Here is a 24,931-nt window from a genome sequence, read left to right on the forward strand (position 1 = left end):
AAAAGCCCTGAATAAGGGCTTTTCATCATTCGAAGAGGTGGTTTCATTGGAGAAAGTAAATATAAGAAAAAGAGACAGGTTAAGAAAGTTTTTTAGAGAACAAAATTATTTGGCGGTGTTACTTGGATTTGCGTTATTGTTCATTAACATATTATTGTTAACAAAAATATCCTTTGTGTTTACGCCGTTTATTGTCTTCTTAAAGACAATTTTCTTCCCGGTATTATTAGCGGGCGTACTATTTTACATTTTGCATCCATTCGTTTCGCTTCTCGAAAAGAAAGGCGTTTCAAGAATCGTATCGATAGCTTCCATATATTTAATAGTACTAGGATTATTTGTATTTTTAGTTGTTACGGTAATTCCAATTATTAAGGATCAAATCGATGCATTAATAGATAACTTACCGTATTTCGGTCATGAAATTGAACGAGCGGCACGTCGATTCGGTGAAAGTAATTTACTAGGGAAAATTCAGGAGAATTTAAATATTGATGTAGCGAGTATGGTAAAAGATTACACAGTTGATTTTACGAAATCGTTATCCTCAGTAACAGGAAATGTAACTGGATTTTTAAGTACTGTTACAGAGGTCGTTTTAACGTTTGTAATGGTTCCGTTTATATTGTTCTACCTTTTAAAAGATGGTGAGCAATTACCGAATCACTTTTTAAAGTTTATTTCAGAACAAAGACAACCAGCAGCGATGAGAATACTAGATGATATGCATTATGCGATTAGTTCGTATATTAGAGGGCAAATTATCGTTAGCTTGTTTATCGGTATTATGCTATTAATCGGTTACCTTATTATTGGTATTAAATATGCAGTACTACTCGCTATTTTGGCGATGATTGTAAATATCGTTCCGTACGTAGGACCAATTATTGCAATAACACCAGCGTTAATTATCGCATTTATTGACTCGCCGGCAATGGTTTTAAAGGTAATTATTGTTATGATGGTTGTCCAATTAGCAGAAGGTAAATTTATTTCTCCGCAAGTCATGGGGAAAAAGCTAGATATTCATCCCATTACAATCATATTTATCATTTTAACTGCTGGAAATTTATTCGGGATTATGGGCATTATTTTAGCTATTCCAGGGTATGCGATATTAAAAGTATTAGTTACGCACGGTTATAGATTTGTTAAGCTAAATACGTGAAAAAAGAGCTAAAACAGTATTATCTGTTTTAGCTCTTTTTTATTAACAATTGATTTGCGTATTGGCGCGCCCATTGATCCGCTTCTAATATAGCATCTAGTGAAGGATCTTTTACGTTATGATGAGCTTCAATTGTTTTGTAAATTGTTTTTTCAATATCGAAAAAGGCAATTTCATTTTTTAAGAATAGCGCATTCGCAATTTCATTTGCTGCATTTAATACAGCGGGAGTAGTACCACCGATTTTGCCACATTCATATGCGTATTGTAGACAAGGGAACTTCTCTAAATCTGGTTTTTCAAAATGTAAACTACCGATTTCTAATAAATTTAATTTTTCATAGGAAGAAGGTAGCCGAGTAGGATAGTGAAACGCATATTGAATCGGCATTCTCATATCAGGAGCACCGAGCTGTGCCATAACTGATCCATCAATAAATTCTACTAAAGAATGAATGATACTTTCTTTATGAATCATTACATTAATTTTTTCATATGGAATATCAAATAGCCATCTCGCTTCCATTACTTCGAACCCTTTATTCATTAATGTGGCAGAATCAATCGTTAGTTTTGCGCCCATTAACCAGTTTGGGTGCTTTAAAGCATCTTTTGCTTGTAATGTTTGCATTTCATCACGTGTTTTATCACGGAAAGCACCACCGGAAGCTGTTACAATTAACTTCTCAATCTCTTTATTATTTTCTCCGTTTAAACATTGGAAAATAGCTGAATGCTCACTATCTACTGGAATTAAGCGACATCCGTTTTGTTTCGCTAGTTCAGTTACGATATGTCCAGCTGCAACCAAAGTTTCTTTATTAGCAATAGCGATATCTTTCTTCGCTTTTAATGCTTCAATTGTTGGAAGTAATCCTGAAACACCTACAACAGAGCTTAATACAAGATTTGAATCAGGGTGAGTAGCTACTGCAATTAAGCCATCAGTCCCGTGTGTGATTTTTGTATTTGCTGAAATACGCGTACGAAGCTTGTCTGCTAAGTCTTTTGTCGCAACGCTTACAATACGAGGTTGAAACGTTTTGATTTGTTGCTCAAGAAGATCGATATTATAATTTGCGGTTAAACCGACGATTTTAAAATGTTCAGGATGAGCTGAAACGACATCTAATGCAGATGTGCCGATGGATCCTGTTGAACCTAAAATTGATATATATTTTACCATGAAAAAACCTCCAAAGTTGTTTCGAGTATTTCTGCAAACCTATATAATATTAGACAATTAAAGTGGAAATTCCTGCTGTATAAAGCAGAAAATTCGGGAAGGTGTCTCGCGCTCAAGGAGGCTACAGTATGAATAAGGTAATTGGTTTAGGCGATATTGTTTCAATTGATGATTTGAATTCTGCGAAATTATCAAAAAAACAAATTTATCGCAGTCAAATTTATGGAAAACAATGAATGGGAAAGTACCTATGACTTTCACAAAACTAATGAAAATCTTGTGTGGGCTTGATTCTGAAGAAAAGAAAATGGAAGTAGTTCAAGAATTTTTGAATGGCACCGAAAAGGAATCAGATATACGGCTTGCTATGTATTATTTATATTTAGCAGGTTATACGGAAGTACTTAGTGTTCTAGTTAGTAAAGAGTATAAACAATCAATAACAAATAATTATAGAGAGATTTTTCATGTTTGTTTAGACAGACAAACACGTTCTTTAAGATCAGGGGAATTCCTTAAAGAAATAGAAGTGTTGCGTACAAAGGTCAATTTAAATAAACCAGGTGTAAATATGCTCGTGAATACCGTAAGTATATATGGTTATTTTGATTTAGGTGCATACAATGTTTTAGCAGTGTTATCTGTTGGTTCGGTATCAACTAAAGATAATAAATCCGCTGAAAAAGTAAAAGAAGTACAAATAATGAAAATGGACCCAGGAACTTTGGGATAATAAATGATTTTAAATGCCGTTGCATCTAAGGATGCGATGGCATTTCGTACGTTTAAGGGGTTATTAATTTTCTGCATTTTGTCATTTTTGAATAATTTAGGGTGATGTGGGAAGAGGAATAGAGCGTATGGTAGAGAGCGCATTATGGGAAATGTTAAAGTTGGGAGTTTTAACGAATGACGAAGAAAAGAAAAAGGAAGTGGAGGTAGCGATTTAACACTTGAACAGATGCTAATTGATGAACGCTCAGCGAATGAAACTGAGGAAGTTGAGCATGGAATGTTAGTCGGTTCTTTTGTTCAGACATTACCAGATCGAGAAATGATTGTATGGGATATGTATTCAAATCATATGTCACAAGATAGTATAGGCAATAAGGTTGGGGTTAGTCAGACTCAAGTAAGCCGCATATTAAAACGAATCAACGAAAGAGCTGCAGATTTCGGGAGAGCGCAGGGAGTTGCAAAGTAGTATCAATTTTGAAAGTTATACAGAAAGGTGGAGTTACATTTTGTTGTGGTTATGGTGTCTTATAGGGTATTTAGCGGTTACAGTTTCCGCTTTATGTTTACTATACAGAATGGGAGAAATGAATAAAGCAGAGAGACGTTGGTATGAAATTAATTTTGTTGAGGAATCAGCAAAAAGAAATAGAGCAACCGGAAGAGATGAAAGATGAAGGGAATAAAGCTCAATACAATTTGAATTTTATTAAGAATGGGGATTTAGTACAACAAAAAGTAATAAATGACAGAGAAAATCCCTGCAGGGGCAGGGATTTTATAGGAGCGATATTGTTGTCGTGCAATGTCGAAATTTGGCGTATTCGATGATTTAATATTATCACGAATTTTTAATAAATTATGATGGTTGATGTGTCTGAAATGTGTACGATTTTCATATGAAAGCGTTATTTTAGAGAAAAAGACAACTAGGGAATCCTAACTGCCATGGGCTTTGAATTATATGTGTTATGTAGTTTAGATTAATATTCTATATAAAGTGATTGTAACTGCTATTAGAATTAAAAATTCAAATAAAATCATAGAATATTTTTTGTTGGCTTTTCGAAATTCTTTAATCAAGCCAAATATTGCGCCTATACCAAAGACAATATATAGGAAAATTACCAAGGGTTCTATCATTTTTAACACTCCTAATAAATGGTTAATTATATTATACACTTATTAATTTGAATGTTAAGGAACTGTAATGGAAATTAAGATGAATTTAAACAAAATAGTTATTTGAGAAGGAAATGAAAAATGGAAGCTTACAAAGTAGCAACTCTTGATGTAATGGGATATAGCTATGGCGATATGTACTTTTTAGATTATAAGAAAGTTGAAAGTGAGTTTTATGAGCGATTAGGTTCAGTCATACAAGATCGTGAAGAATTAGCAGAGCCAGAAGATATTGATGGGAACTCTCCATGGAAAATAGAGAAAGTTCCTCACAAAGAAAACTTAATTAAGCGAGCTTACTATCTAATATGGGAAGAAACTTGCGGATATGAAGGTTGTGAATCGAGCATTATAGGTGAAGAAATTGTATTTGAAAAGATTCATATAAACTAAATAAAATTCTTATTTGAATCGAAAAGGAGGAAATAAAAATGGCAAAAGCTTCAGCAATTCGTTACTCAGTTCCGTCAGTAGATGGAGAAGGTCGGGGGGATATTCTTATTAGACCGTTCTGGAATATTCACAGCAGTTACAGACTTCGGTAACTTCGCTTATTGGTTCTCATTAAGAGAAAACGAAAGTGTAGAAGAATTTTTACTTAGTACTAGACCAAATCAGATACTTTGTAAAATCGCAAATCAAGATGTAGTTGATAATGATGGACTTGAAAAATATTTAGACACTTAATTTTATGGTAGTTATCTCAACAAAACTCAGCTGAATAGTAAGAGCATAGCTATCATTTATAAGTTGAATAGTTGAATAGTTGAATTGCTTGGTACTGATATAACTGCTTCACCGGTAAGTTGGAACCGCGGTAATAAATTTTTATCTTCAACAGTAATAGCGAAAGTACCTTGTTTATTAGGAAGATGGTTGTTATTTGAAAAGATAGATACTATAGGGGATACCGAAATAGGACTTCTAAATGTTTCAATTTGTATTATGAAAGAAACACGGTAATCACCAGCTTGCGCAATGTTAATAGTAGTAAGGTTTGATAAAGTCACTCCTCCAGTAGATGGTCCGGTGAAATAAAAAGGAATATAATCTCCAACATTAACAAGCGCACCGTAACTATTCCAGAAATTACCGTAAGATGGAGATAAAGGCCCAGTAGGCCCAGTAGTGCCGGTTAAACCCGTAGTGCCAGTAGGCCCTGTGGTGCCGGTTAAACCCGTAGCGCCAGTAGAACCAGTTGGTAATACAAATGGTTCTACTGGTGGAAAAGTTGGACCAATTGAATTTACATTCGATGCAGAATTATATAAATTTTCATGTGAGTTTAATTTGTATTCATTTGGCAAATTTTCACCTCCTAAGAATTCTAATCATACTTAATAAATGCATAATACAAATGAAATATGAACATATTTTGGACTGATAAGAAAGAAGAGGAAAGGTATCATTATTAAAATAAAAACTTAATAAAATAATCCTTTGGATAGAAAGTGAGGTTAAAAGAATGGTTAGAGATGTAATTTAATAAAATAGTTCTTTTGGGGAAATAGGGATTTACGGCAAACGATAAAAACCTCATTTCACGTTAGAATGACGAGAAATGAGGTTTTTATATTACTATATAAAATGAAAGGAAGAGCCATTCTATTTAACGTTTGAATTTGATTGCTGAAACTCTTTAACAATCCTCTCAATAACAGAAGGAAGATTACTAGGTAATTCATCAAGCGGAAAGAAGTGTAGTTCTTTCGATTCCGTTTGGTCGCATACAAGCTCACCATTGAATTCGCGGCAAATATAAACAACGAGTACACCGTGAACTTGATCGCCGTTTGGATAGATTTGAAAGAAATCTGGTCCTGAGTATGTACGGAATAGTTCTGGATTTTTGATGAAAAGTCCAGTTTCCTCATATACTTCTCGTTTTAAAGCGTCTTCTAACGTTTCGTTATATTCTAAGGCGCCGCCAATAATACCCCAGCGGTTAAAATCTGTACGTAGCTGCAGTAATATTTCATTTTTCTCATTTAATATAATGGCGTGTGAACCGATTAAAATAAGTGGTTGATTGCCTACTAGATTTCTCATGTCTTCAATATATCCCATTTCATTGCTCCTTATTTTTAATAATAGTTAGGAAGTTCTTTTAACATTCTTTCTGTTTTGCGTGATGTAAAAGCTAAGTTATGATCATCTTTCGTTCTAAAAAATAATGTACGTAAAAAAATTTTAATGTTGGCACATAAAATACAATACTCATTAAGCGAAAGGCGTTTTCTAATTTGAGGAAGCCTTTTTATTTTTTTATGAATAATTGAAATTAACTCATCTTGAGGGAAGTCATGATATAGCATCGATAGTAACGGCGTAACAATTCGTTCATCTTCATTATTATGAAAAAGATCCGATGGGATAAAAATTTTATTTAATAAACAATGAATTAATTCTTCATACCATTCAAAGGTTGTATAAGAATTGTGCACAATTTCAGTGAAGGCATCGGATACGTGAGCAAGACAATGAGCCCATCCTTTATTTTCAATATAGCCTCGAAAATCCATTTCTAAGTTTGTGTATGTAATGAGTTTGTTTTTTATTTCCTCGATATCCTCCTCTGTAAAAAAGTAGTGCGAGTTAGCGAATTGGAGTATTAACGCAATTAACGAAACAGTGTAAGAACGTGTGAAAACCCCATCTGTATGAGGGGAGTAAATATCACAATATAAATACTCATCACTTAAACAAGTTTGCAACAGTAATTTCAGTTGATCGTCCATAAGGAACTCATGATGTATAAAATGCGCAAAACATTTATATATAAGTTGGTAACGAACGTAACTATCAGTTGTTCCGACATACTGAAGCATGTTCAACGTTAACTCATTAATATCTATATGTTGCAGTTGCGTATAGTCATTTTGTTGTATAAGCTCTAACTGTTGTTGCAGCGCTGTAATATCCAATGGAGAACCTCCTCCGCACTTTAAAGATGCGATGTTTTCTAGTATTCTATATATTCAAGGACAATCCTGCTCATGCAAGGAGAACGATTACAAATTCGAGTATGACATAGATGAGGGAAGAATATGACGACTATAGAACAGTTAGAAAAACATTTTAAAATAAGAAGAAATGCATCTTCTATCATGATAAAAGAAAATAATGCAGAGGTTTTTACAGAAGAGAAATTAGAAGAAATAATGCAATATGGCGTTACTGAAGCTGAAAAAGAGGGAATAGACTACTTACATTTTGAGATTTCTTCGAAAAGTCCAAATTATGATCTGTATAAAAAATGTTTCGAAACGTATTCTTTTGAATATGTTACTGAAAACTTGATTGTATTTAAGGATATATATGAAGTAGAAGATATAGAAAGTGAAATTGATTTTAAGCTGATTGAAGAAGTAGGAGAAGATACTTTTTATTCTCTTTGGAGTGAAATGACGGAAGAACAAGTCACTTACGATCAATTTGTAAATATGATGCTACAAGAAATTGGTGAGCAATGGAAAGAACATTGTTTAACAGTGAGTATTGATGAAGAGCCGATAGGAATTGTAATCCCGCATATTGAAAGAGGTACGTTAGAAGAAGGAAAACTAATGTATTTCGCAGTCGCTCCAAATATGCGAGATAAAGGGTATGAAGTAGCATTTTTTACAGGGGCAATGTTTGTCTTAAAAGAAATAGGTGCATCTTATTATATCGGCGAGACAAATGTACAAAATGAGTGGATGAAGGATGTTTTTGAAAAGAACGGATGCCAGTTGCTGAGTTCTACCGAGCGATATGTGAGAAAGTTTTAGAAGGATGAATGGTGCATACTCTCGAACTCGTATAGCGGGAGGGGACTGTATATGTTAAAGAAATCCATGCATTCATTTGTTTTACTGTATCCACATGTATTGTTAGAAGACTGGAAAATTGAGAAGGTTTCAGAACGTTATGAAGGTGAAAAGTGGGAAAGTTTTTGGTTTCAGGTTGTTACTCCAACTGGAATGTTTCGGGTAAAAGAGTTTTTTCTAGATATAATGGAGCCAGTATTTCCGGATAGTTGTATTTCTCAAGCAAAAGGAGATTGTTTTCAATATAAATGGCTTGTGTATTGGAAAGGAGTAAATTATAAGGGAAAAGAAAGTTACGTTACATCTAGATGGAAAACACAAATTGAAGTTTCAGTTGATCGTGGATATATAAACCAAGATGAAATGGAAAGATTTCTATTTGAATTACAACCGGTAAATATGGAGCTTGCGAAAACGATATTACATACACCATTTCACTTATTAAGCTTTCAAGCGAAGAGAGGTGAAATGGGTGAAATAGGGAGATGTTGTGATTGGGATTCTACGCATGACGTAACCTATTCGAAAGTGCCAATTCATGAAAAGTTAAGTGGAAACTTGAATCAGTTGGTTTCGGAAATGATGAAATACAGTATGTATACTGGGACGAAGATAGTAAACTATATGCACTTTGGGTTTGTCGGCATAAAAACAAAGCGTACTATCCTGTTTCTTCTTGGACAATGAATTATGGCCCAAAACAAACTATAAATGGGTTAGAGTTTTATTCGCACCCTAATCGCGGAACAGTTGTATATGAAGATTTAGGTATTGAGCAAATTGCATACGTATTTCGAGGGAATCCGTGTACAAATTTTGAACAAGTAAAAGAACTTTTTTCCTGTTTGTAAGATAAAAGAAAATGGGAACGACAAAGTAGATATCTCTATAATACAATAGAGTAGGATTCAATTATACGAGAAAGTGTTGGTGAAAGAATGGGGCAGCAAAGAAATTGGCTACAAGCAACTGTAGAACGAAATGAAGATAATGCGTTACATATAAAGTGGGAAAATAATATAGAAGAAGTTCACATTTATTGGAGTACTTCACCAAATCATATTGAAGAAACTGGAGAATTACTTGCAACGGTAAATGGAGAATCTTCATGTACAATTGAAAACCCGAGTGAAAATGAGCGTCCATATTTTAGACTAGTAGCAAGTAATGGACAAGCAGTGACAGTAGCTGAGCGTAGATTGCCATTACAAGGCGCGTTTAACTTCCGCGATATGGGAGGATATGAAACGACAGAAGGCCGTAAAGTGAAATGGGGCAAATTATACCGCTCTGAAGAATTAGCAGGATTAACAGAGTGGGATATTGTGTATTTACAAAAGGCTGGCTTAAAGTTGATTTGTGATTACCGTACAGACTTTGAAGTGAAGCATAAGCCAAATCCAGAGATTACAGGCGCTCGTCAAGTGTACTTACCAGTTATGCAAGACTTAGCGAAAGACTTAAATATAAACGAGTTTTTCCAAGTTGGTGACCTTTCTATGTTAGGGAAACCAGGTGAGTATCTTGTGAAAATGAATCAAGATTTTGTAAGTGGTAATGAAGCATTCGTGAGCTTCTTAAAACTGGCACAAAACCCGGAAAACTTACCGTTAGTAAACCACTGTACAGCTGGAAAAGACCGTACTGGATTTGGATCAGCATTATTATTACTTTTACTAGGTGTACCAGAACAAACTGTAATGGAAGACTACTTACTAAGTAATGGTTTCCGTGAAAAATTAAATGAAAAAATGATGGCCTTCTTAGGTGTGAAATTACAAAACGATGAAAGTAGAGCGATATTAGGTGCAATGTTTGAAGCGCGCGCTGAATATTTGCAAGCTGCGATTGATGAAATTAAGAAGCAATACGGATCAGTTGAAGCGTATGCTGAAAAAGCTCTTGGCTTTACGAAAGAGTCGTTAGAAGAAATGAAAGTGTTATTGCTAGAGGGTAAATAATGAGGAAGGGAGGCTGAGTGAATTAGCCTCCTGTTTCTATTGTTGATATAATTTTGTTCCGTAAAGTGATTGATAATCGAATAGCCTCGTCTGTACTATGAAATTTTTCGTTGTCTTATTATTCCTATATTAATTGGAATAGCTATCCCGATTAATAAGATCGGTAAAAATAATTTTCCAAAACCGCCGCTCCAATCTAAAGCTATTGAAATTGTTTCAAATTGGATGAAAGCAAAAATAAGTAGACAGACATTTTTAATTGATTAAGCATTTTTCTACTATACTTGTGTGTCTTAAACAACTTTAAAATTGATATACAGCTGCTGTTCGTAAAAATAAAATGTTCGACTTAAGGGACAATTAATGAGAAACTAAAAGTTGTAAATAACGTAATAGTTAAGGAGAACATCATGAAATACAAAGTCATATTATTCGACGTAGACGATACATTATTAGATTTTCCTGAAACGGAAAGACACGCATTACATAATGCGTTTGTACAGTTTGGCATGCCTACAGGGTATAATGATTATCTTGCAAGCTATAAAAAGATTAGTAATGGACTATGGAGAGATTTAGAAAATAAAATGATTACGCTAAGTGAATTAGCGGTAGATCGATTTAGACAATTATTTGCACTGCATAATATAGAAGTAGATGCACAGCAATTTAGTGATATATACCTTGAAAACTTAGGGAAAGAAGTACACCTTATAGAAGGTGCAGTGCAATTATGTGAGAATCTACAAGATTGCAAGCTAGGTATTATTACGAATGGATATACGAAGGTGCAACAATCTAGAATCGGAAATTCGCCTTTATGTAACTTCTTTGATCATATTATTATTTCAGAAGAGGTTGGTCATCAAAAACCAGCAGGAGAGATTTTTGATTATGCATTTGAAAAATTGGGGATTACTGATAAATCAAGTGTACTAATGGTTGGAGATTCTTTAACTTCTGATATGAAAGGCGGAGAAGATTACGGCATTGATACGTGTTGGTATAATCCGAGTTTGAAAGAAAACACGACGAGTGTTAAGCCGACTTATGAAGTAGAGAGTCTGCTTCGTATTATGGAGATTGTGGAAGTGGCGGAAGAAAAGGTAGCCTCATTTTAATAGTGTAGAGGTTTTTCGATAAATCGATAATATAATTTGAATTGTGTAACAATTAGAGGTGAGTGAAGGATGTTAACGTTTTTATTTGAGTTAGACAAGGCTATTCCGCAGAAGGATGAACCACGGTATGATGCATATTCAAAGGGCTTTATCGAAGGAGATGTAACGATTCGCGCGAGTGACAGCGTACTTTTTCAAAAGTCATGCATGAAGGTTGCAGAACTGGGTATTTATTTAGGACAGTGGATGGAACAAGTGCAACACGGGCAGAACGTACATATGAATTATGAAACGACTGACCGTGATGAGGTAATTCTTGGATTCTTCTATGAAGAGGACGATCAGTGGAGGATTTCTTCCAGTTGGCAACAATTTGAACTTCAGAAGCGTATATCTACTACAACATTAGTTGAGAGCGTTCAACTCTATTTATATGAACTAAATAAGGAACTGCGCGCGATAGAATATCCTGTGACGTTTGATCAGTACTTAAGAGGAGAGCGAATGATACAGCTTTCTTACAAAAGACCGTGTGATAGTAAAGCGGATACGACATCGATAGAGGTTTATAATGAAAGCGAAGGAGTAGGCGTAGTACGGGGCTACTATAAAAATACGTTGATGAAAGTGCTAGATTTTATTCCAAAAGTCGGTAGTAATATCATTTATGAAATAAAGGATAGTAAGGGCAATATTCGCGTCATTGCAAAGGATGTAAGTAGGCAGCGCCAAAGAAGGATTTTAGTAACGTACAAAGATAATAATGATGCAGAGCATGAAATACTTGTATGTGACGGAAAGCTATTGGATGCAAATTTCTTATTTACCTTTACATATAAGAGAGAAGAATTTGTTGTTCACAAAACTTCTTTTGGAATGGGAAAGTTATTACGAAAGGGCTATGTAATCGCAGACTGGAATATTCGTCTTGAGGAAGATATGTATTATATCGAAATGAATGTATATGATGAGGATTATATACAGGATCAATATTTACTATTAGGCGTATTTCATGCTGTTTTGTATGGGTGATAGTCGGATAAATGAAAAATACCGGCATTCTTTGTGAAAAGAATGCCGGTATTTTTTATTAATCCTCAAAAATAAAAATCTCATCAATCGTACTATGAAGTGCCTTCGCAATGTCGTGAGCAAGTTGTAAGGAAGGATTATATTTTCCTTTTTCGAGATGGCTAATTGTTTCACGGCGTACCCCAACACTTTTCGCTAAATCTTCTTGTGTCATGTTCAATTTGGCGCGGTATTCTTTTATTTTCGTTACGAACGCCATGGTGCATCTTCCATTTCGTCAACAGGTTTATCGTAAAAGAACATAGAGAAACCGAACGTAAGAATGAGTGTACTGAAAATAAGGGCGATATCAATTTCTTGTAGCGCCGGGTTTGGAAATAACATTTCAATAAACATAATGATAGCGGTAGTTAGTAATGTAACGATAAAGGCATTACGGCACGATTTATTGACGATTTGTTCAAACAGTTCATCGTGTTGAACTGTTCTATACGTTGTGAAAAAGGAGAAGAAACAGAACATAGTAAACAATCCTTTTTCATAAAAAAATCCGAGGAAACCGAAGAAACCGAGAAATCCTAAATATTTTACCCAAGTTGTTTTCATGATAGGGCCTCCTAATCATGTTAGAAATAAATAACGTTATGTTATAAATATATCACATATAGATAGGAATGGTAATAATAATTTTCCAGTTTTCTTCATAATAATAGTAAAAAGAGGAAATATACTGCGAAATAAAGAGGATAATATTGTAAAATGGTTGTAAGGAAGGGGAGGAAGGCATGCTAACTTGGATCATGATCGTTGTATTGCTTGTAGTGATTACTGTAGTGGCGACGGTGTTAATTGGGCGAAATGGTGATGCAAATTATAGTAAAGCGACAAAAGGGAATATTAAACGGCTGACGATGATTTATATTATACTAGCTGTCGTTTTAATCGTTGGATTAGGCGTGTATATTTATTTTAAAGGTTAAAAAAACTGAAAAAATATAAAAATCTAAAAATAGAAGTATGCTATAATATCAATATAGTTATTTGGTAATTAAGGAAAGGATTGGATGGGATGATTGAAATTAAGAATGTGTCAAAAAGTTATAATGGGTCTACCTATGCAGTAAAAGATTTAAGTTTATCTGTGCCTAGCGGAGAAATTTTTGGATTTTTAGGGCCGAATGGTGCGGGTAAATCAACGACAATTAAGATGATTACTGGTATTCATGGGGTGGACAAAGGAACGATTACGATTAATGGTATAGATATTATGAAAAATCCGATGGAAGCGAAAAGGACGTTTGGTTATGTTCCAGATAGCCCAGATATGTTTTTGCGATTAAAAGGAATTGAATATTTAAACTTTATGGCAGATATGTATGAAGTGCCGAAAGAAGTACGCCAAGAACGAATCGAGTCTTTAGCGAAGAAATTTGATCTTTACAATGCGTTATCGGATCAAATTCAAAGTTACTCGCACGGTATGAGACAAAAAATCGTTATTATTGGTGTGCTCGTGCATGAGCCAGATGTATGGATTTTAGATGAACCGTTAACTGGGCTTGATCCGAAATCTGCATATATTTTAAAAGAAATGATGAGAGAACATGCAGATAAAGGAAAGATTGTATTCTTCTCTACACACGTATTAGAAGTGGCAGAAAAATTATGTGACCGCGTCGCGATTATTAATAAGGGAAACCTTCAGTTTAAAGGGAATTTAGATGAAATGAGAGATCATTTTAAATCCAACGAATCACTTGAAAAAATGTTCTTGGAGATGACGGGCAATGAGTAAAATTTGGACGTTAACGAAAGTATTATTGAAATTAAATTATGCAGATTTTTTAACAGATAAGAAGAAGCGATCGGCGTACGTATTTTCATTTATAGCCATTTTATTTGTCGGCTTTTTACTGTTTGGTTCTATCACGCACGGAATGTATGAGGGAATGATACATTTAGGGCAAGACCCAGGAATGATTGTCGCAATGGGACTTGCGATTGCGAGTATATGGGTATTTTTAATGAGTATTACGAACATTTTAACTGTATTTTACTATAGCAATGACATTGAAATGTTATTACCATTACCATTAAAACCAGCGCAAATTATTTCGGCAAAATTTTTAACAGTATTAATTACACAATACGTAATGAGTTCATTCATTCTATTACCAATCTTTATTACTTACGGATTAAAAAGTGACGCATTTATTACATATTACATATACATGATTTTGATTTACTTACTCTTCCCGATTGTGCCGTTAGTACTAGCTTCGTTACTGATGACAGTTATTATGAGGTATACAAATATAGGGAAAAATAAAGACCGAGGAAATATATTTATCGGAATCGTAAGTATACTATTTATTGTAGGAATTAACGTATTTTTGCAGTGGAAAAATAAAAGTTCGTTTTCTGAAGATGCAATTGCGGATTACCTTGCAAACAACCAGTCTTCTCTTTTAGTACAAATGACAAACTATTTTCCAACTACATATTTTGGAGCAGTGGCGTTAGTAGAAAATGCAAATTGGAAGGGACCTTTATATGTAATAATCTTTGCACTTATTTCATTTGTATTTTTTGTGTTGTTTTATTACATTGCAGAGCGTACATATTTAAAAGGGGTTATTGGACTTTCAACGAGTACAGCAAAAAAAGAGGTCATTTCAGCAGAAGGTTTACAAAAATCAACGGTACAAAGTTCACATTTGAAAGCGTATGTGAAAAAAGAATTTAAAACGTTATTCCGTACACCACAATTTTTCTTAAATTGTATCGTACAAACTTTCGTCATGCCGATTATGTTGTTCTTCATTTTATTCGTACAAGATGGAAATTTAGAGTGGATTACAGGTTATATTGATAACCCAAAATCAGCAGGGCTTGCAATTGGCGTTGGGCTTTGTGCCTCTCTATTTTTAATGGGAAGTAACGTCATCGCAACAACGTCATTTTCACGAGATGGAAGCTCATGGTTTGTGAATCGTTATTTACCAGTAAAGGCTTCAGATATCTTTTTTGCGAAAGCGATAACGGCTTGGTTAATTAATGTAATTATTTTAGCAGTGTTCGGTATTACGATGGCAGTTATAGCGGGAATTTCTCCTGTTTTCATGTTACTGTGGTTTTTACTAAGCGCGAACGGTTTACTGTTAATCAATTTAATCGGTACACGCTGGGATGCACAAACTGCAGATATACATTGGGATACAGAGCAGAAATTATTTAAGAGCCGCTATACAACTTTGTGGAATTTTTTGGCTAATATTTTAATAGCTTTAGTTATTGTAGCGGGAGTAAGTCTATTATACTTCTTCCTTCAAGTAGGACTGTGGGTTATGTTTATTGTTTTATTTGTAATGTTTACGATAGTAAATTATATCTTTATTAAAATTTTAAAATTAGGTGCAGAACGTATATTGTCAAATATTGAATAAAAAGATAGATCCTCTGTATTCATGCAGAGGATTTATCCATAGATGGAGGAGAAAAGGTGAAGAAAATAGCAATTGTAACAGGGGCAACTCGTCTGAATGGAATTGGTGCAGCTGTATGCAAGGTGCTTGCTCAAAAAGGAATAGACATTTTTTTCACGTACTGGTCTCAGTATGATAAAGGGATGCCGTGGGGAATGCATGACAAAGAGCCCTTTTTGTTGAAAGAGGAGATTGAAAGTTACGGTGTTCGATGTGAAATGGCAGAAATCAACTTATCGCAGTCGTATTCGCCAAATCGTTTGTTTTATATGGTATCAGAACGGTTAGGTGATCCATCTATTTTAATTAATAATGCAGCGTATGCTACTCATACGAGAATTGAGGAATTAAATGTAGAACAGTTAGATAAACATTATACGGTAAATGTTCGTGCTACTATGTTATTAAGTTCATTATTTATAAAACATTATGCAAGCAAGACGAGTGGAAGTATTATTAACCTTACTTCAGGACAGTCATTAGGGCCAATGCCTGATGAACTAGCATACGCAGCAACGAAAGGAGCAATTGAAGCATTTACAAAATCAGTAGCACCAGTTGCGATGGAGAAGGGGATTACAGTGAATGCGGTTGATCCAGGGCCAACGAATACAGGCTGGATTACAGAGGAGCTGAAGCATCATTTAGTATGGAAGTTTCCGCAAGGCAGAGTTGGAGAATCTATGGATGCTGCGCGTTTAATATCTTTTTTAGTAAGTGAAGAAGCGAAGTGGATTACGGGACAAATCATTCATTCGAATGGTGGTTACTCATAAATATATTATGTTAACAGACGTTGAGAAACAAAAAATAAAAGAAAATTTTATTTTTTTTGTATAAATAAAATGTCAAGAAAGATAAAAAATTGATAGAAGAGTATATCGTCATATGAGGATCGTAATGCTTCATGTGACAATATACTCTTTTTCTTTTACTTGCGAGCAGAAAAATGAAGTAGAAGAAACTCGAATATTAAAATAAGTTTATCAGTTTTTGTACGTATTATTATGAAGATTACTGTCGGAAAAATGATAATTCGTATGAAAAGGGATTTTTTACGGGGAAATCGAATCGTAAAGGGGAGGATAAATTACGTAAACATAGGGGGATTTATATGAGAATGAAAAAGGTCGCTATCGCATCGATAACAATTGGTACAATGCTTACTATGGCAGCTTGTAGTCCTTCAGCAGATAAAGAGAAAGAAAAGAAAGAGCAAGTAACAGCGCAAAATGAAGGAGAAGCAAAAACGACAAGTGCAGATGAAGCGTCAAAAACATCGAAAGATACTGACAAAGAAACAAATACTTCTTCAAATGAAAAAACAGATAAAGATGCAAAAAATACGAAAGAATCATCAGGAACAGAAAGTAACGGTAAAACGTCAACTCAAAACGAGAATGTGAAAACAAAAGAAAAAGAGACGACAGGAAAAACGAATGATCAAACGACTAGCGGAAAAACAACGAAAGATCCGAAGAAAAGCGTAGCTGTGAAAACAAATGTAAAAGAAGTTGCGGCATTAATTGAAAGCTTAGACAAGCAATTAGCTGCTAATCCGAAATTAGAAACAGTAAATAAACTTGGAAAACAAATTAATGAAAAGTGGGATGTAATCGAGAAAGAGTTAGAAGCATCTCATCCAGCTGAATCTAAAACAATCGGACAAAGTATGTATCCGTTAATTGTAGGAGCGGAGAAGGAAAAGATTGATGTTAATAAAATGAAGTCGTTAACGACGAAAACGAAAAAAGATTTAAATCAGTTATTGACGAAACTTTCGTAGTTAAAAAAGCCTACTTGTGTGAGTAGGCTTTTTTATGTTGAGAGTGTAATTAAAGTTTATGGGAATCCTAACGAAAAAGGATGGTGATAAAAGTGACAATCGATCGAGTTTGTACAATTGGGCCAGCAAGTAATAATAAAGAAACGTTAGCGCAGTTAATAAACAATGGTATGAAAATTGTTCGGCTAAATTTATCACATGGCACGCATGAAAGTCATAAAGATATCATTCGTTTAGTCAAATCGTTAGACGATTCGATTAAAATTTTAGGCGATGTACAAGGTCCTAAAATAAGGTTAGGTGAAGTAAAAGGAGAACAAATTACACTTCAGGCGGGAGATTCTTTTGTTTTACATACGCAACCAGTTACAGGGAGTAATAGAGAAGCAAGTATTGATTATGAAGGAATCGCGGATGATGTGAAAGTTGGAAGTAGAATTTTAATTAATGATGGCGAAGTTGAGTTAGTCGTTGAGAAGGTAAGTATGGACAAAATAGAAACAAAGATCAAAACAGGTGGTAATATCTCATCTCATAAAGGGGTGAACTTACCAGGAACAATTGTTAGTTTACCAGCTATTACTGAGAAAGATAAAAAAGATATTCAGTTTCTTTTAGAAGAGGATGTTGATTTTATCGCATGTTCTTTTGTAAGAAAAACTAGTCATATAAAAGAAATTCGAGATTTTATACAGCAGTATAAAGAAACGTCACCCAATTTAATTGCAAAAATAGAAACGATGGAAGCGATTGAGAATTTTCAGGGTATATGTAAAGAAGCAGACGGAATTATGATTGCAAGGGGTGATTTAGGAGTAGAGTTACCGTATCAATTTATTCCGCTCTTGCAGAAAATGATGATTCAGGAATGTAATCGAACGAATACATATGTCATTACAGCAACACAAATGCTTCAATCTATGGTAGATCATTCTATTCCAACAAGGGCTGAGGTGACTGATGTGTTTCAAGCTGTACTGGACGGAACGAATGCTGTTATGCTTTCTGCTGAAAGTGCATCAGGCGAGCATCCGATTGAAAGTGTAAAAACATTACGTCTCGTTTCTGAATTCGCTGAGCATGTGAAAAAAGACGGTCCTTTTGTGATGAAAGATGTACTGGAATTGCTACATAAGTCTCTGGATGAGTGATAAATAAAAAGAGGGCGGATATGCATCCGTCCTCTTGTTTTTCATTCATATTATTCTTGCTCTTGCTCATCCAAAATTTTATCAAAAGCAGCAGATACTTTATCAAACTCTTCATCATTTTCAATGTATGAAAACTCATTATCTTCTTCTACTTTTAAAAAGAAAATATCAATGTCTTCCTCAGAGTCTGTTTGAATGTCTTCTACGAAGGCAACTGCGATATATTCAGCGCCTTCGACATCCATTGCTCCGAGTACTTCTACTTCCTGATCCTCATTATTCTCATCACTAAGTGTAAAGACTTCGCCAACTTCAATATCAGACATATTTATTCTCCTCCTGTTCGACTCTAAAAAATAGAGTGTTTAAACTGCATACTTACTAATATATCTTTCCATGAAAAACCAAATTCATACATAAGAAAAACAACTGACTCTTCTTTCGTGTAAGTATCCAGCAATAAGGAGCATTATTTTTTGCGTGCTATATTACTAAATCCATTCAACAATTGTATCCATCGTCTGTCTTGTTTTATCACGTTTCGGCTCTTCTTTACGGTAACCAAAGGCAACCATAACAGATACTTCAAGATTACCGTCTTTTATAATGCCTTCTTGGCGAAGTAAAGAATCTACTCCCTCTTTATCAAATCCTTCTATTGGACAAGAATCAATACCAATTTGTGCTGCACTCGTCATCATATTGCCTAAAGCGATATAAGATTGCTTAGATGCCCAATCAAATACAGCACGATCGGATTGTAACAAGTTGAAATCTGATCCTTGGAACTTTTTGAAGAATTCATATCTAATTTTTTGGGTGTCTTCAGGTAATCCAATAATATCGTTCATCATATATTTAATATATTCTGCATCATAATGCATATCTTTAATGTTTCTTGAAAGAACCATGACAAAGTGACTAGCTGTTGCAAGTTGCCCACCTGCACCCCATGAATATGGTTGTAGTTTTTCTCTTAATTCTTTATTTTGTACGACAATAAATTTCCAAGGTTCATATCCAAAAGAAGAAGGAGATAATCTGCCTGTTTCTAAAATAAATTTAAAATCCTCTTCTGAAATTTTGTGCATAGGATCGAACTCTTTACATGCATGTCTGAAATGAAAAGCCTCCATAATTTTTTCTTTTGTAATTTGTTTTGTATTTGTCATAAAAAATCCTCTTTTCATTTATTTATTTTGTAAGTAAAGTATATTTTTAAAGTAACATAGACACAAGTACGCACATTTATGTGCTATAGTATCAAAAAAGATACTATTGTAAGGGAAGGGATTTTTAATGGATTGTCCAAAAGAAAATAATATAAATTACCCATTTTTAAATAAATATACTTGTCCAGTTGAAGCTATGGTCGAGGTCATTGGAGGGAAATGGAAAGGGGTAATTTTGTATCATTTATTAGATGGTACAAAGCGGTTTAATGAATTAAAAAGATTAAAACCTAATATCACACAAAGAATGTTAACATTGCAGCTGAGAGAACTTGAAGCAGATGGTATCATACATCGTGAGGTATATCGTGAAGTGCCCCCGAAAGTAGAATATTCGTTAACTGAGCTTGGTGAATCACTTCGTCCAATGATTCTATTAATGATGGAATGGGCAACTCATAATATGGAAAAAGTTTTGGAGAGTAGAAATGCACAAAGTAAAAGTTAATAGCTGAAAGTGGTATAGTAGAGACGGATACGGAGAGCTGGAAACATTTAATATAAAGTAAAAAAATAAAAAGAGAATAGGTGAGAAGTGATGTTGAAAAATAATAGTATTGCATTGCTGATTCATCTTTTTATTGGCGTTTTCATTTGGTTATTATCAAATTTTTTTATAGAAAGATTAATAATATCTTCTCTAAAAATTTTGTAACACTTGCTGTATTACATCAATATGCGGAATTACACTCAGACAGTTATATCAATTGGTTTCTGTAATAGCGATTGAAGGATGGCTGCAAATATTAATTGTTCAAACTGCTATGAATCATACACTTCTTTTGCATTCGTAGAAGCAGCATCTAATAAAAGGAAAACAGCTGCTATTATATGTAGAACGATGTCTATATAGGGAAAGAAAGCAACTAGAGTAACGATAATACCTATATAATGAGCGTACGTATTCATGCCTGCTTTTTTAGCTAATAAAATAGTCGTGATATGTAAAGCAATCAATAGTAGTAAAGGTATCCCATATAGGTTAACAAGACCTGAAAATAAATAATAACAAGGAATTAATAAAAGATGAGAGATCCCTGTAGTCCACTTTAGTGCTTGTATGTAGGTTTTCAAAGTAAATCCTCCTAAAATAGTCCATATCTATATATTACCAAAACTAATAGGTGATTGGATATTAAATACTTGTAGCTTTTTAGTAGAATGTAATTATTTTATGTAAACTAATTGTTTCGTTATCTATAAAATAGAAAAACCACCCAAACGAGGGTGGTTCGTATTATAAATAATTACTTAAAGAAGATAGGGGGACTTTCACTTCACTACCTTCCTTCATATTCCGCAGCATAACGGTTTCCGTACATATTTCTTCTTCACCAATAATAAGCACATAAGGGATATTCTCTTTATTTGCATAATTAAGGGCACGTTTTAATTTGCGTCCTGCTAGTTCAAGTTCGACTTTTAAGGAAGTTGTAGAACGTAATTGCTGGGCAATTTGTAAGCATTGTAATTCTGTCCCAAGCGGGATGATAAATACATCCGCTGTAGATGATATTGTTTCTTTCTGTGATAGTGCTGTATAAATAACGTCTAAACCGAATGAAATACCGACTGTTGGATAGTTCATATTATCACCGCGGAATGCACCAATAATATTATCGTATCGACCACCGCTACCGATGCTGGATGTAATCGAGCCATCTTTTAGAAAGATTTCATACACGGTACCTGTGTACATTGTGAGTCCTCGTGCTAAAAACGGATTAAATATAGCATTTTCATTTATTCCAAGAGCAATTAAATAGTGCTGTAATTGTTGTAATTCGTTTACTCCATCGGCAACGAGGGGATTATTGAAAGTTTCTTTAAAGTCAGCAATTGTAAGCTTTAGACAAGATAAAACGGTATTACATATTGTATTAGCCATTTCTTCAGAAATTCCGCGCTCTAATACATCTTTTCGTACACCATCAATCCCAATTTTTTCGATTTTGTCTAATGACAAAATGACGTCACTCGTTAGTTCAGTAGGGATGTTAATGGACTCGAGAATGCCGTTTAATAATTTTCGGTTATTATATTGAATCGTCACTTCTAGGTTTAACGTTCGGAACAGTTCAAACGCCATACTCATAAGTTCAGCTTCTGCCATGACTGATTCTACACCGACTATATCAACGTCACATTGAATGAACTCACGAAATCTGCCTTGTTTAATGGGCCCATCTCGAAATACTTTCCCAATTTCATAACGTTTAAAAGGAAGGCGGATGTTCGGATTCAGCGCTACGACTTTTGCGAATGGAATAGTTAAATCATAGCGTAAGGCAAGTTCACGTTTTCCTTGATCTTGAAGTGTATATATTTCTTTTAATATTTCATCGCCACCGCCGTACTTGTAAGACATAAGTTCATACATATTTAACGTCGGTGTTTCTAACGGTTTGCATCCGTATCGTTCAAACGTATCTTCACAAGCTCTTTTAATTTTATTTCGTAGTACTTGTTCTTCTGGTAAATAGTCCTTTGTTCCTTTTACATTTTTCATTTTCATTATAATCACTCCTTTTTTAAATTAAAAAAAGCTATGTGGGTATAAAAATACCCACATAGCTTTATGAACGCTTCGTGGGTCAACAGGAAAAGCCCTGTACCCACGAAGAAAAATTTTTCTTCGGATACACGGCGTTACGTATGATGATGAAGTTGGAAAGACGTATTAAAATTTTGCATTAGAAATCTCTCCTTAACATAAGTTTTTCCAAATTATATCAGATGATTTTAGAATTATCAATATTTTTAGTTTTGAAAAATGCGTGAAGTTATGTAGGAGAATTGGAAAAGGGTGTATAATAAAACTTAATAATATGAAATAACCTTTTAAGGAGATCCCAATGAAAAAAGATAAAACAAATGCGATGCGAATATTAGATAAAGAAAAAATTGAATATTCGATGATGTCATATGATCCAGACGATGGGAAAATTGATGGTGTATCAGTAGCCGAGAAAATTGGACGAGAAGTGAGAGAAGTATATAAAACGTTAGTCGCTCAAGGAAATAGTAAAAATTATCATGTGTTTATTATTCCAGTAGATGAGGAATTAAATTTAAAAGCTGCCGCAAAAGCGGTAAGTGAAAAGAAAATTGAAATGATTCCTGTAAAAGATATTACGAAAGTGTCAGGGTATATTCGCGGCGGTTGTTCACCAGTCGGAATGAAGAAGTTATTTTCTACATGTATTGATGCGAGTGCTCAATCGCTTGAAACGATGATAGTAAGCGGCGGGAAAATTGGCGTGCAAATTGAGTTAAAAGTGGATGACTTGGCAAAAGTGACGAGAGCGCAGTTTGGTGAAATAACGAAATAATGATACATAGGAAAAGAAGTTCTAGTTTTATTGAATTTAGATAATAATTTATAGGATAGTTAGTCCGTTATGGGGCTGATTATCCTTTTTTATTTACAAACTGGATAAATCGAATAAAGATTGAATATTCTGTTATATATAGGCAGGTAATCTGAATCGTTTGTTTGGCTTTGGGAGGAGGACTTTAAATAAACAAGCAGAGTTACTCTTAAAGATAGACAAAGGACGGGAGAGTGTTTTAATGAGGGTTCAAGAAATACCCATAAGAAAGCACATAGTGGGGGATGTCAGTATTTTGGCCCCCCACGCTAAGAGTATACAAGATTTTATACAGTTTTTCGACTCATTCAGTAACAAAAGAGAACCCTAAAACCCACGCCAGAATAGGAGTGTATAAAATGATGCATAGATTGATAAAAATAAAAAAAGGCAAATCCCTTATGAGAGTGAGGGGACACCTTTTTCTTAGCTATCGATAATGAGATGTTATGTTAACTATTAGTGTATAGGATATACATACGAAAAAATTGAAGTTATGATAAAATTGAATTATTTGGAAATGTTTCCGGAGGTGAAAATACCGTATGCAAAAGTTAACTAACAAAGAAATTAATTATATTTTAAAACAATTAATGATAAATGATTTGAAAGAATTGATACATGTTGGGGAAGGTGCATGGCATGAAGTTTATAGAATAAAAACATTTTCAAATCAAGATTTTGTTATAAGAATTAAAAAAAGAAAGAATATAATCAGCTTCAAACTTACACCAGACAGCACCTTCTTACAGAATATGAATCATCCAAAACATATTATAACCAAGCCAACAAATGCATTTGGAGAATATGCCCCACCGAATTTAAATACTTTATTGATGAAGAAATAATATTTAATGTAGAAAGCTTTATGGGAAGTAGTCTACCGTTACATAGCTTAGACTATAACAAATCATTATATTTAGGACAGTTGTTGGGAAAATTTTATAAAGAGATGCACGATAAAGATCCTATGCTGAAGGGGTATGGAAATTTAATATGGAGCGAAAACAATATAGAAGGTAAGGAAGCATTAGATATTCAAGAGAGATGGGAGCAAGATAATGACTTTTATCTTAAAGCATTAGAAAAGCTAAGTAACTCAGAGTTAAAATTCAATCGGAAACAGGTTGAATTAAAAATACAGAATATCATTTCTATCCGAAGAAAAAGGATACAAAAGATATCTTTAGTTAATCAAGATGTTACCCCTGAGAATATAGTATTCCACCAGGATAATGTTTCCGTTATTGATCCATATCCTAGATTAGATTTTGATGTAAAGTATGCTGGTTACTTTTACTTTTGTTATAAACTTCTTCTTCCTTCTTATTCCAACGCTCCAAGATATATAGATAGGGGTTATGATAGCAGTGTAGACGTATTAAACGGCATAGCAGAGGGTTTTGTTAAAGGGTATGCAGGCAATGACCACTCTCTATATAAAAGACTAATTGATGAATATCTTTTGTGGATCTTATTAGAAATTCATGAACATTATATGCTGTTAAAACAAGAGGATTTAAGTTATAAGGTTGAACAGCAAATGGGAAATAAGGATATTCTAGAACAGAGAATGGAAATGTATTTAAAGGAACTGGAGAAACTGATTGGAAATAAGCGCCAGAACTTTATAGATTCTCAGAAACATTGACTTCCAATAACGGGAATTATGTGAACTAGTTTTGTATAGAGTATATGTTTTAGTGAACTGA

General features: G+C 34.1%; 29 protein-coding genes and 3 pseudogenes. 21 read left to right on the plus strand and 11 right to left on the minus strand.

What is annotated here, in order from left to right:
- Positions 1–46: 46 nt before the first annotated feature.
- Positions 47–1,168, plus strand: a complete 1,122-nt coding sequence (locus tag CO726_RS17930) for an AI-2E family transporter (RefSeq protein WP_136699722.1) — start codon at positions 47–49, stop codon at positions 1,166–1,168.
- Between the two features lie 28 nt (positions 1,169–1,196).
- On the opposite strand, the gene CO726_RS17935 is transcribed toward CO726_RS17930, so the two are convergent.
- On the minus strand, positions 1,197–2,354 hold the full coding sequence (locus CO726_RS17935) for a 1-deoxy-D-xylulose-5-phosphate reductoisomerase (RefSeq protein WP_099685140.1): 1,158 nt from the start codon (positions 2,352–2,354) through the stop codon (positions 1,197–1,199).
- A 128-nt stretch (positions 2,355–2,482) separates the two neighbouring features.
- Here CO726_RS17935 and CO726_RS17940 point away from each other — a divergent pair.
- The 5 genes and pseudogenes from CO726_RS17940 to CO726_RS17960 form a co-directional block, all read left to right on the plus strand.
- Positions 2,483–2,994 (plus strand): annotated as a pseudogene (locus tag CO726_RS17940) (AimR family lysis-lysogeny pheromone receptor); the annotation flags it as partial.
- 321 nt (positions 2,995–3,315) lie between these two features.
- Positions 3,316–3,558 (plus strand): sigma-70 family RNA polymerase sigma factor, encoded by a 243-nt coding sequence (locus tag CO726_RS17945; RefSeq protein ID WP_099685141.1) that lies wholly within the window; start codon positions 3,316–3,318, stop codon positions 3,556–3,558.
- Positions 3,559–3,598: 40 nt separating this feature from the next.
- Positions 3,599–3,766 carry a hypothetical protein gene (locus CO726_RS31830; RefSeq protein WP_169513044.1) on the plus strand — a complete coding sequence of 56 codons (168 nt, stop codon included), beginning with the start codon at positions 3,599–3,601 and terminating at the stop codon, positions 3,764–3,766.
- Positions 3,767–4,352: 586 nt separating this feature from the next.
- Positions 4,353–4,664, plus strand: coding sequence for a hypothetical protein (locus CO726_RS17955; RefSeq protein WP_099685143.1), 312 nt, complete (start codon positions 4,353–4,355; stop codon positions 4,662–4,664).
- Between the two features lie 81 nt (positions 4,665–4,745).
- On the plus strand, positions 4,746–4,958 hold the full coding sequence (locus CO726_RS17960; RefSeq protein ID WP_245916672.1) for a phiTE_072 family protein: 213 nt from the start codon (positions 4,746–4,748) through the stop codon (positions 4,956–4,958).
- A 56-nt stretch (positions 4,959–5,014) separates the two neighbouring features.
- Here CO726_RS17960 and CO726_RS32830 read toward each other — a convergent pair whose 3' ends face one another.
- The 3 genes from CO726_RS32830 to CO726_RS17975 all read right to left on the minus strand — a co-directional run bounded on the left by CO726_RS32830 (position 5,015) and on the right by CO726_RS17975 (position 7,195).
- Complete coding sequence (locus CO726_RS32830; protein ID WP_099685144.1) at positions 5,015–5,578, minus strand: exosporium leader peptide-containing protein; 564 nt, start codon at positions 5,576–5,578, stop codon at positions 5,015–5,017.
- 298 nt (positions 5,579–5,876) lie between these two features.
- On the minus strand, positions 5,877–6,338 hold the full coding sequence (locus CO726_RS17970; protein WP_099685145.1) for an NUDIX hydrolase: 462 nt from the start codon (positions 6,336–6,338) through the stop codon (positions 5,877–5,879).
- Positions 6,339–6,355: 17 nt separating this feature from the next.
- Positions 6,356–7,195 carry a DUF2785 domain-containing protein gene (locus CO726_RS17975; protein ID WP_099685146.1) on the minus strand — a complete coding sequence of 280 codons (840 nt, stop codon included), beginning with the start codon at positions 7,193–7,195 and terminating at the stop codon, positions 6,356–6,358.
- Between the two features lie 123 nt (positions 7,196–7,318).
- Here CO726_RS17975 and CO726_RS17980 point away from each other — a divergent pair, with 123 nt between their 5' ends.
- The 3 genes and pseudogenes from CO726_RS17980 to CO726_RS17990 all read left to right on the plus strand — a co-directional run bounded on the left by CO726_RS17980 (position 7,319) and on the right by CO726_RS17990 (position 10,041).
- A complete protein-coding gene (locus CO726_RS17980) occupies positions 7,319–8,041 on the plus strand; it encodes a GNAT family N-acetyltransferase (RefSeq protein ID WP_099685147.1) in 723 nt (240 codons plus the stop codon).
- A gap of 51 nt (positions 8,042–8,092) precedes the next feature.
- Positions 8,093–8,931 (plus strand): annotated as a pseudogene (locus tag CO726_RS17985) (hypothetical protein).
- Between the two features lie 87 nt (positions 8,932–9,018).
- Complete coding sequence (locus CO726_RS17990; protein ID WP_099685148.1) at positions 9,019–10,041, plus strand: tyrosine-protein phosphatase; 1,023 nt, start codon at positions 9,019–9,021, stop codon at positions 10,039–10,041.
- 95 nt (positions 10,042–10,136) lie between these two features.
- Here the strand turns inward: CO726_RS17990 and CO726_RS17995 are convergent.
- A pseudogene (locus CO726_RS17995) lies at positions 10,137–10,321 on the minus strand (DUF1648 domain-containing protein); the annotation flags it as partial.
- A gap of 130 nt (positions 10,322–10,451) precedes the next feature.
- Between CO726_RS17995 and CO726_RS18000 the strand changes: the two are divergent.
- Both CO726_RS18000 and CO726_RS18005 read left to right on the plus strand, forming a co-directional pair.
- Positions 10,452–11,162 (plus strand): YjjG family noncanonical pyrimidine nucleotidase, encoded by a 711-nt coding sequence (locus tag CO726_RS18000; protein ID WP_099685149.1) that lies wholly within the window; start codon positions 10,452–10,454, stop codon positions 11,160–11,162.
- Between the two features lie 69 nt (positions 11,163–11,231).
- On the plus strand, positions 11,232–12,194 hold the full coding sequence (locus CO726_RS18005; protein WP_099685150.1) for a tubby C-terminal domain-like protein: 963 nt from the start codon (positions 11,232–11,234) through the stop codon (positions 12,192–12,194).
- 58 nt (positions 12,195–12,252) lie between these two features.
- Here CO726_RS18005 and CO726_RS18010 read toward each other — a convergent pair whose 3' ends face one another.
- Both CO726_RS18010 and CO726_RS18015 read right to left on the minus strand, forming a co-directional pair.
- On the minus strand, positions 12,253–12,453 hold the full coding sequence (locus tag CO726_RS18010; RefSeq protein WP_000896301.1) for a helix-turn-helix transcriptional regulator: 201 nt from the start codon (positions 12,451–12,453) through the stop codon (positions 12,253–12,255).
- A complete protein-coding gene (locus CO726_RS18015; RefSeq protein WP_099685151.1) occupies positions 12,441–12,800 on the minus strand; it encodes a DUF3796 domain-containing protein in 360 nt (119 codons plus the stop codon). Before CO726_RS18015 ends, CO726_RS18010 begins: the two co-directional genes overlap by 13 nt.
- A 179-nt stretch (positions 12,801–12,979) precedes the next feature.
- Between CO726_RS18015 and CO726_RS18020 the strand changes: the two genes are divergently transcribed.
- From CO726_RS18020 to CO726_RS18050, 6 genes are all read left to right on the plus strand, one after another.
- Positions 12,980–13,174 (plus strand): hypothetical protein, encoded by a 195-nt coding sequence (locus tag CO726_RS18020; RefSeq protein WP_000958865.1) that lies wholly within the window; start codon positions 12,980–12,982, stop codon positions 13,172–13,174.
- A gap of 89 nt (positions 13,175–13,263) precedes the next feature.
- The gene (locus CO726_RS18025) at positions 13,264–13,989 is read left to right on the plus strand and encodes an ABC transporter ATP-binding protein (protein WP_099685152.1); all 726 of its coding nucleotides are present in this window, start codon (positions 13,264–13,266) and stop codon (positions 13,987–13,989) included.
- Entirely contained in the window at positions 13,982–15,640 is a 1,659-nt protein-coding gene (locus tag CO726_RS18030; protein WP_099685153.1) for a putative ABC transporter permease subunit, read from the plus strand. Before CO726_RS18025 ends, CO726_RS18030 begins: the two co-directional genes overlap by 8 nt.
- A 56-nt stretch (positions 15,641–15,696) precedes the next feature.
- Positions 15,697–16,455 (plus strand): SDR family oxidoreductase, encoded by a 759-nt coding sequence (locus tag CO726_RS18035; protein WP_099685154.1) that lies wholly within the window; start codon positions 15,697–15,699, stop codon positions 16,453–16,455.
- Positions 16,456–16,793: 338 nt separating this feature from the next.
- Positions 16,794–17,465 (plus strand): hypothetical protein, encoded by a 672-nt coding sequence (locus CO726_RS18045; RefSeq protein ID WP_099685155.1) that lies wholly within the window; start codon positions 16,794–16,796, stop codon positions 17,463–17,465.
- An 80-nt stretch (positions 17,466–17,545) separates the two neighbouring features.
- Positions 17,546–18,616, plus strand: coding sequence for a pyruvate kinase (locus CO726_RS18050; protein WP_099685156.1), 1,071 nt, complete (start codon positions 17,546–17,548; stop codon positions 18,614–18,616).
- Between the two features lie 50 nt (positions 18,617–18,666).
- Here the strand turns inward: CO726_RS18050 and CO726_RS18055 are convergent, their stop codons facing one another.
- The gene (locus CO726_RS18055) at positions 18,667–18,948 is read right to left on the minus strand and encodes a DUF1292 domain-containing protein (RefSeq protein WP_136699723.1); all 282 of its coding nucleotides are present in this window, start codon (positions 18,946–18,948) and stop codon (positions 18,667–18,669) included.
- A gap of 159 nt (positions 18,949–19,107) precedes the next feature.
- Positions 19,108–19,788, minus strand: a complete 681-nt coding sequence (locus CO726_RS18060) for an NAD(P)H-dependent oxidoreductase (RefSeq protein ID WP_099685157.1) — start codon at positions 19,786–19,788, stop codon at positions 19,108–19,110.
- Positions 19,789–19,915: 127 nt separating this feature from the next.
- Between CO726_RS18060 and CO726_RS18065 the strand changes: the two genes are divergently transcribed.
- Complete coding sequence (locus tag CO726_RS18065; protein WP_099685158.1) at positions 19,916–20,296, plus strand: winged helix-turn-helix transcriptional regulator; 381 nt, start codon at positions 19,916–19,918, stop codon at positions 20,294–20,296.
- 314 nt (positions 20,297–20,610) lie between these two features.
- Here the strand turns inward: CO726_RS18065 and CO726_RS18070 are convergent, their stop codons facing one another.
- Together CO726_RS18070 and CO726_RS18075 are read right to left on the minus strand one after the other, a co-directional pair.
- Positions 20,611–20,922 (minus strand): hypothetical protein, encoded by a 312-nt coding sequence (locus CO726_RS18070; protein WP_099685159.1) that lies wholly within the window; start codon positions 20,920–20,922, stop codon positions 20,611–20,613.
- Between the two features lie 163 nt (positions 20,923–21,085).
- Positions 21,086–22,363, minus strand: a complete 1,278-nt coding sequence (locus CO726_RS18075; protein ID WP_099685160.1) for a histidine--tRNA ligase — start codon at positions 22,361–22,363, stop codon at positions 21,086–21,088.
- 340 nt (positions 22,364–22,703) lie between these two features.
- On the opposite strand from CO726_RS18075, the gene ybaK reads away from it, so the two are divergent.
- The 3 genes from ybaK (at position 22,704) to CO726_RS18090 (ending at position 24,870) form a co-directional block, all read left to right on the plus strand.
- Positions 22,704–23,180 (plus strand): Cys-tRNA(Pro) deacylase, encoded by a 477-nt coding sequence (ybaK, locus tag CO726_RS18080; protein WP_098762226.1) that lies wholly within the window; start codon positions 22,704–22,706, stop codon positions 23,178–23,180.
- 584 nt (positions 23,181–23,764) lie between these two features.
- Complete coding sequence (locus tag CO726_RS32500; protein WP_245916674.1) at positions 23,765–24,067, plus strand: hypothetical protein; 303 nt, start codon at positions 23,765–23,767, stop codon at positions 24,065–24,067.
- 20 nt (positions 24,068–24,087) lie between these two features.
- Positions 24,088–24,870 carry a hypothetical protein gene (locus CO726_RS18090; protein ID WP_245916675.1) on the plus strand — a complete coding sequence of 261 codons (783 nt, stop codon included), beginning with the start codon at positions 24,088–24,090 and terminating at the stop codon, positions 24,868–24,870.
- Positions 24,871–24,931 lie beyond the last annotated feature (61 nt).

This window comes from Bacillus fungorum (genome assembly GCF_002746455.1).
In the GTDB taxonomy this organism is placed as follows: domain Bacteria; phylum Bacillota; class Bacilli; order Bacillales; family Bacillaceae_G; genus Bacillus_A; species Bacillus_A fungorum.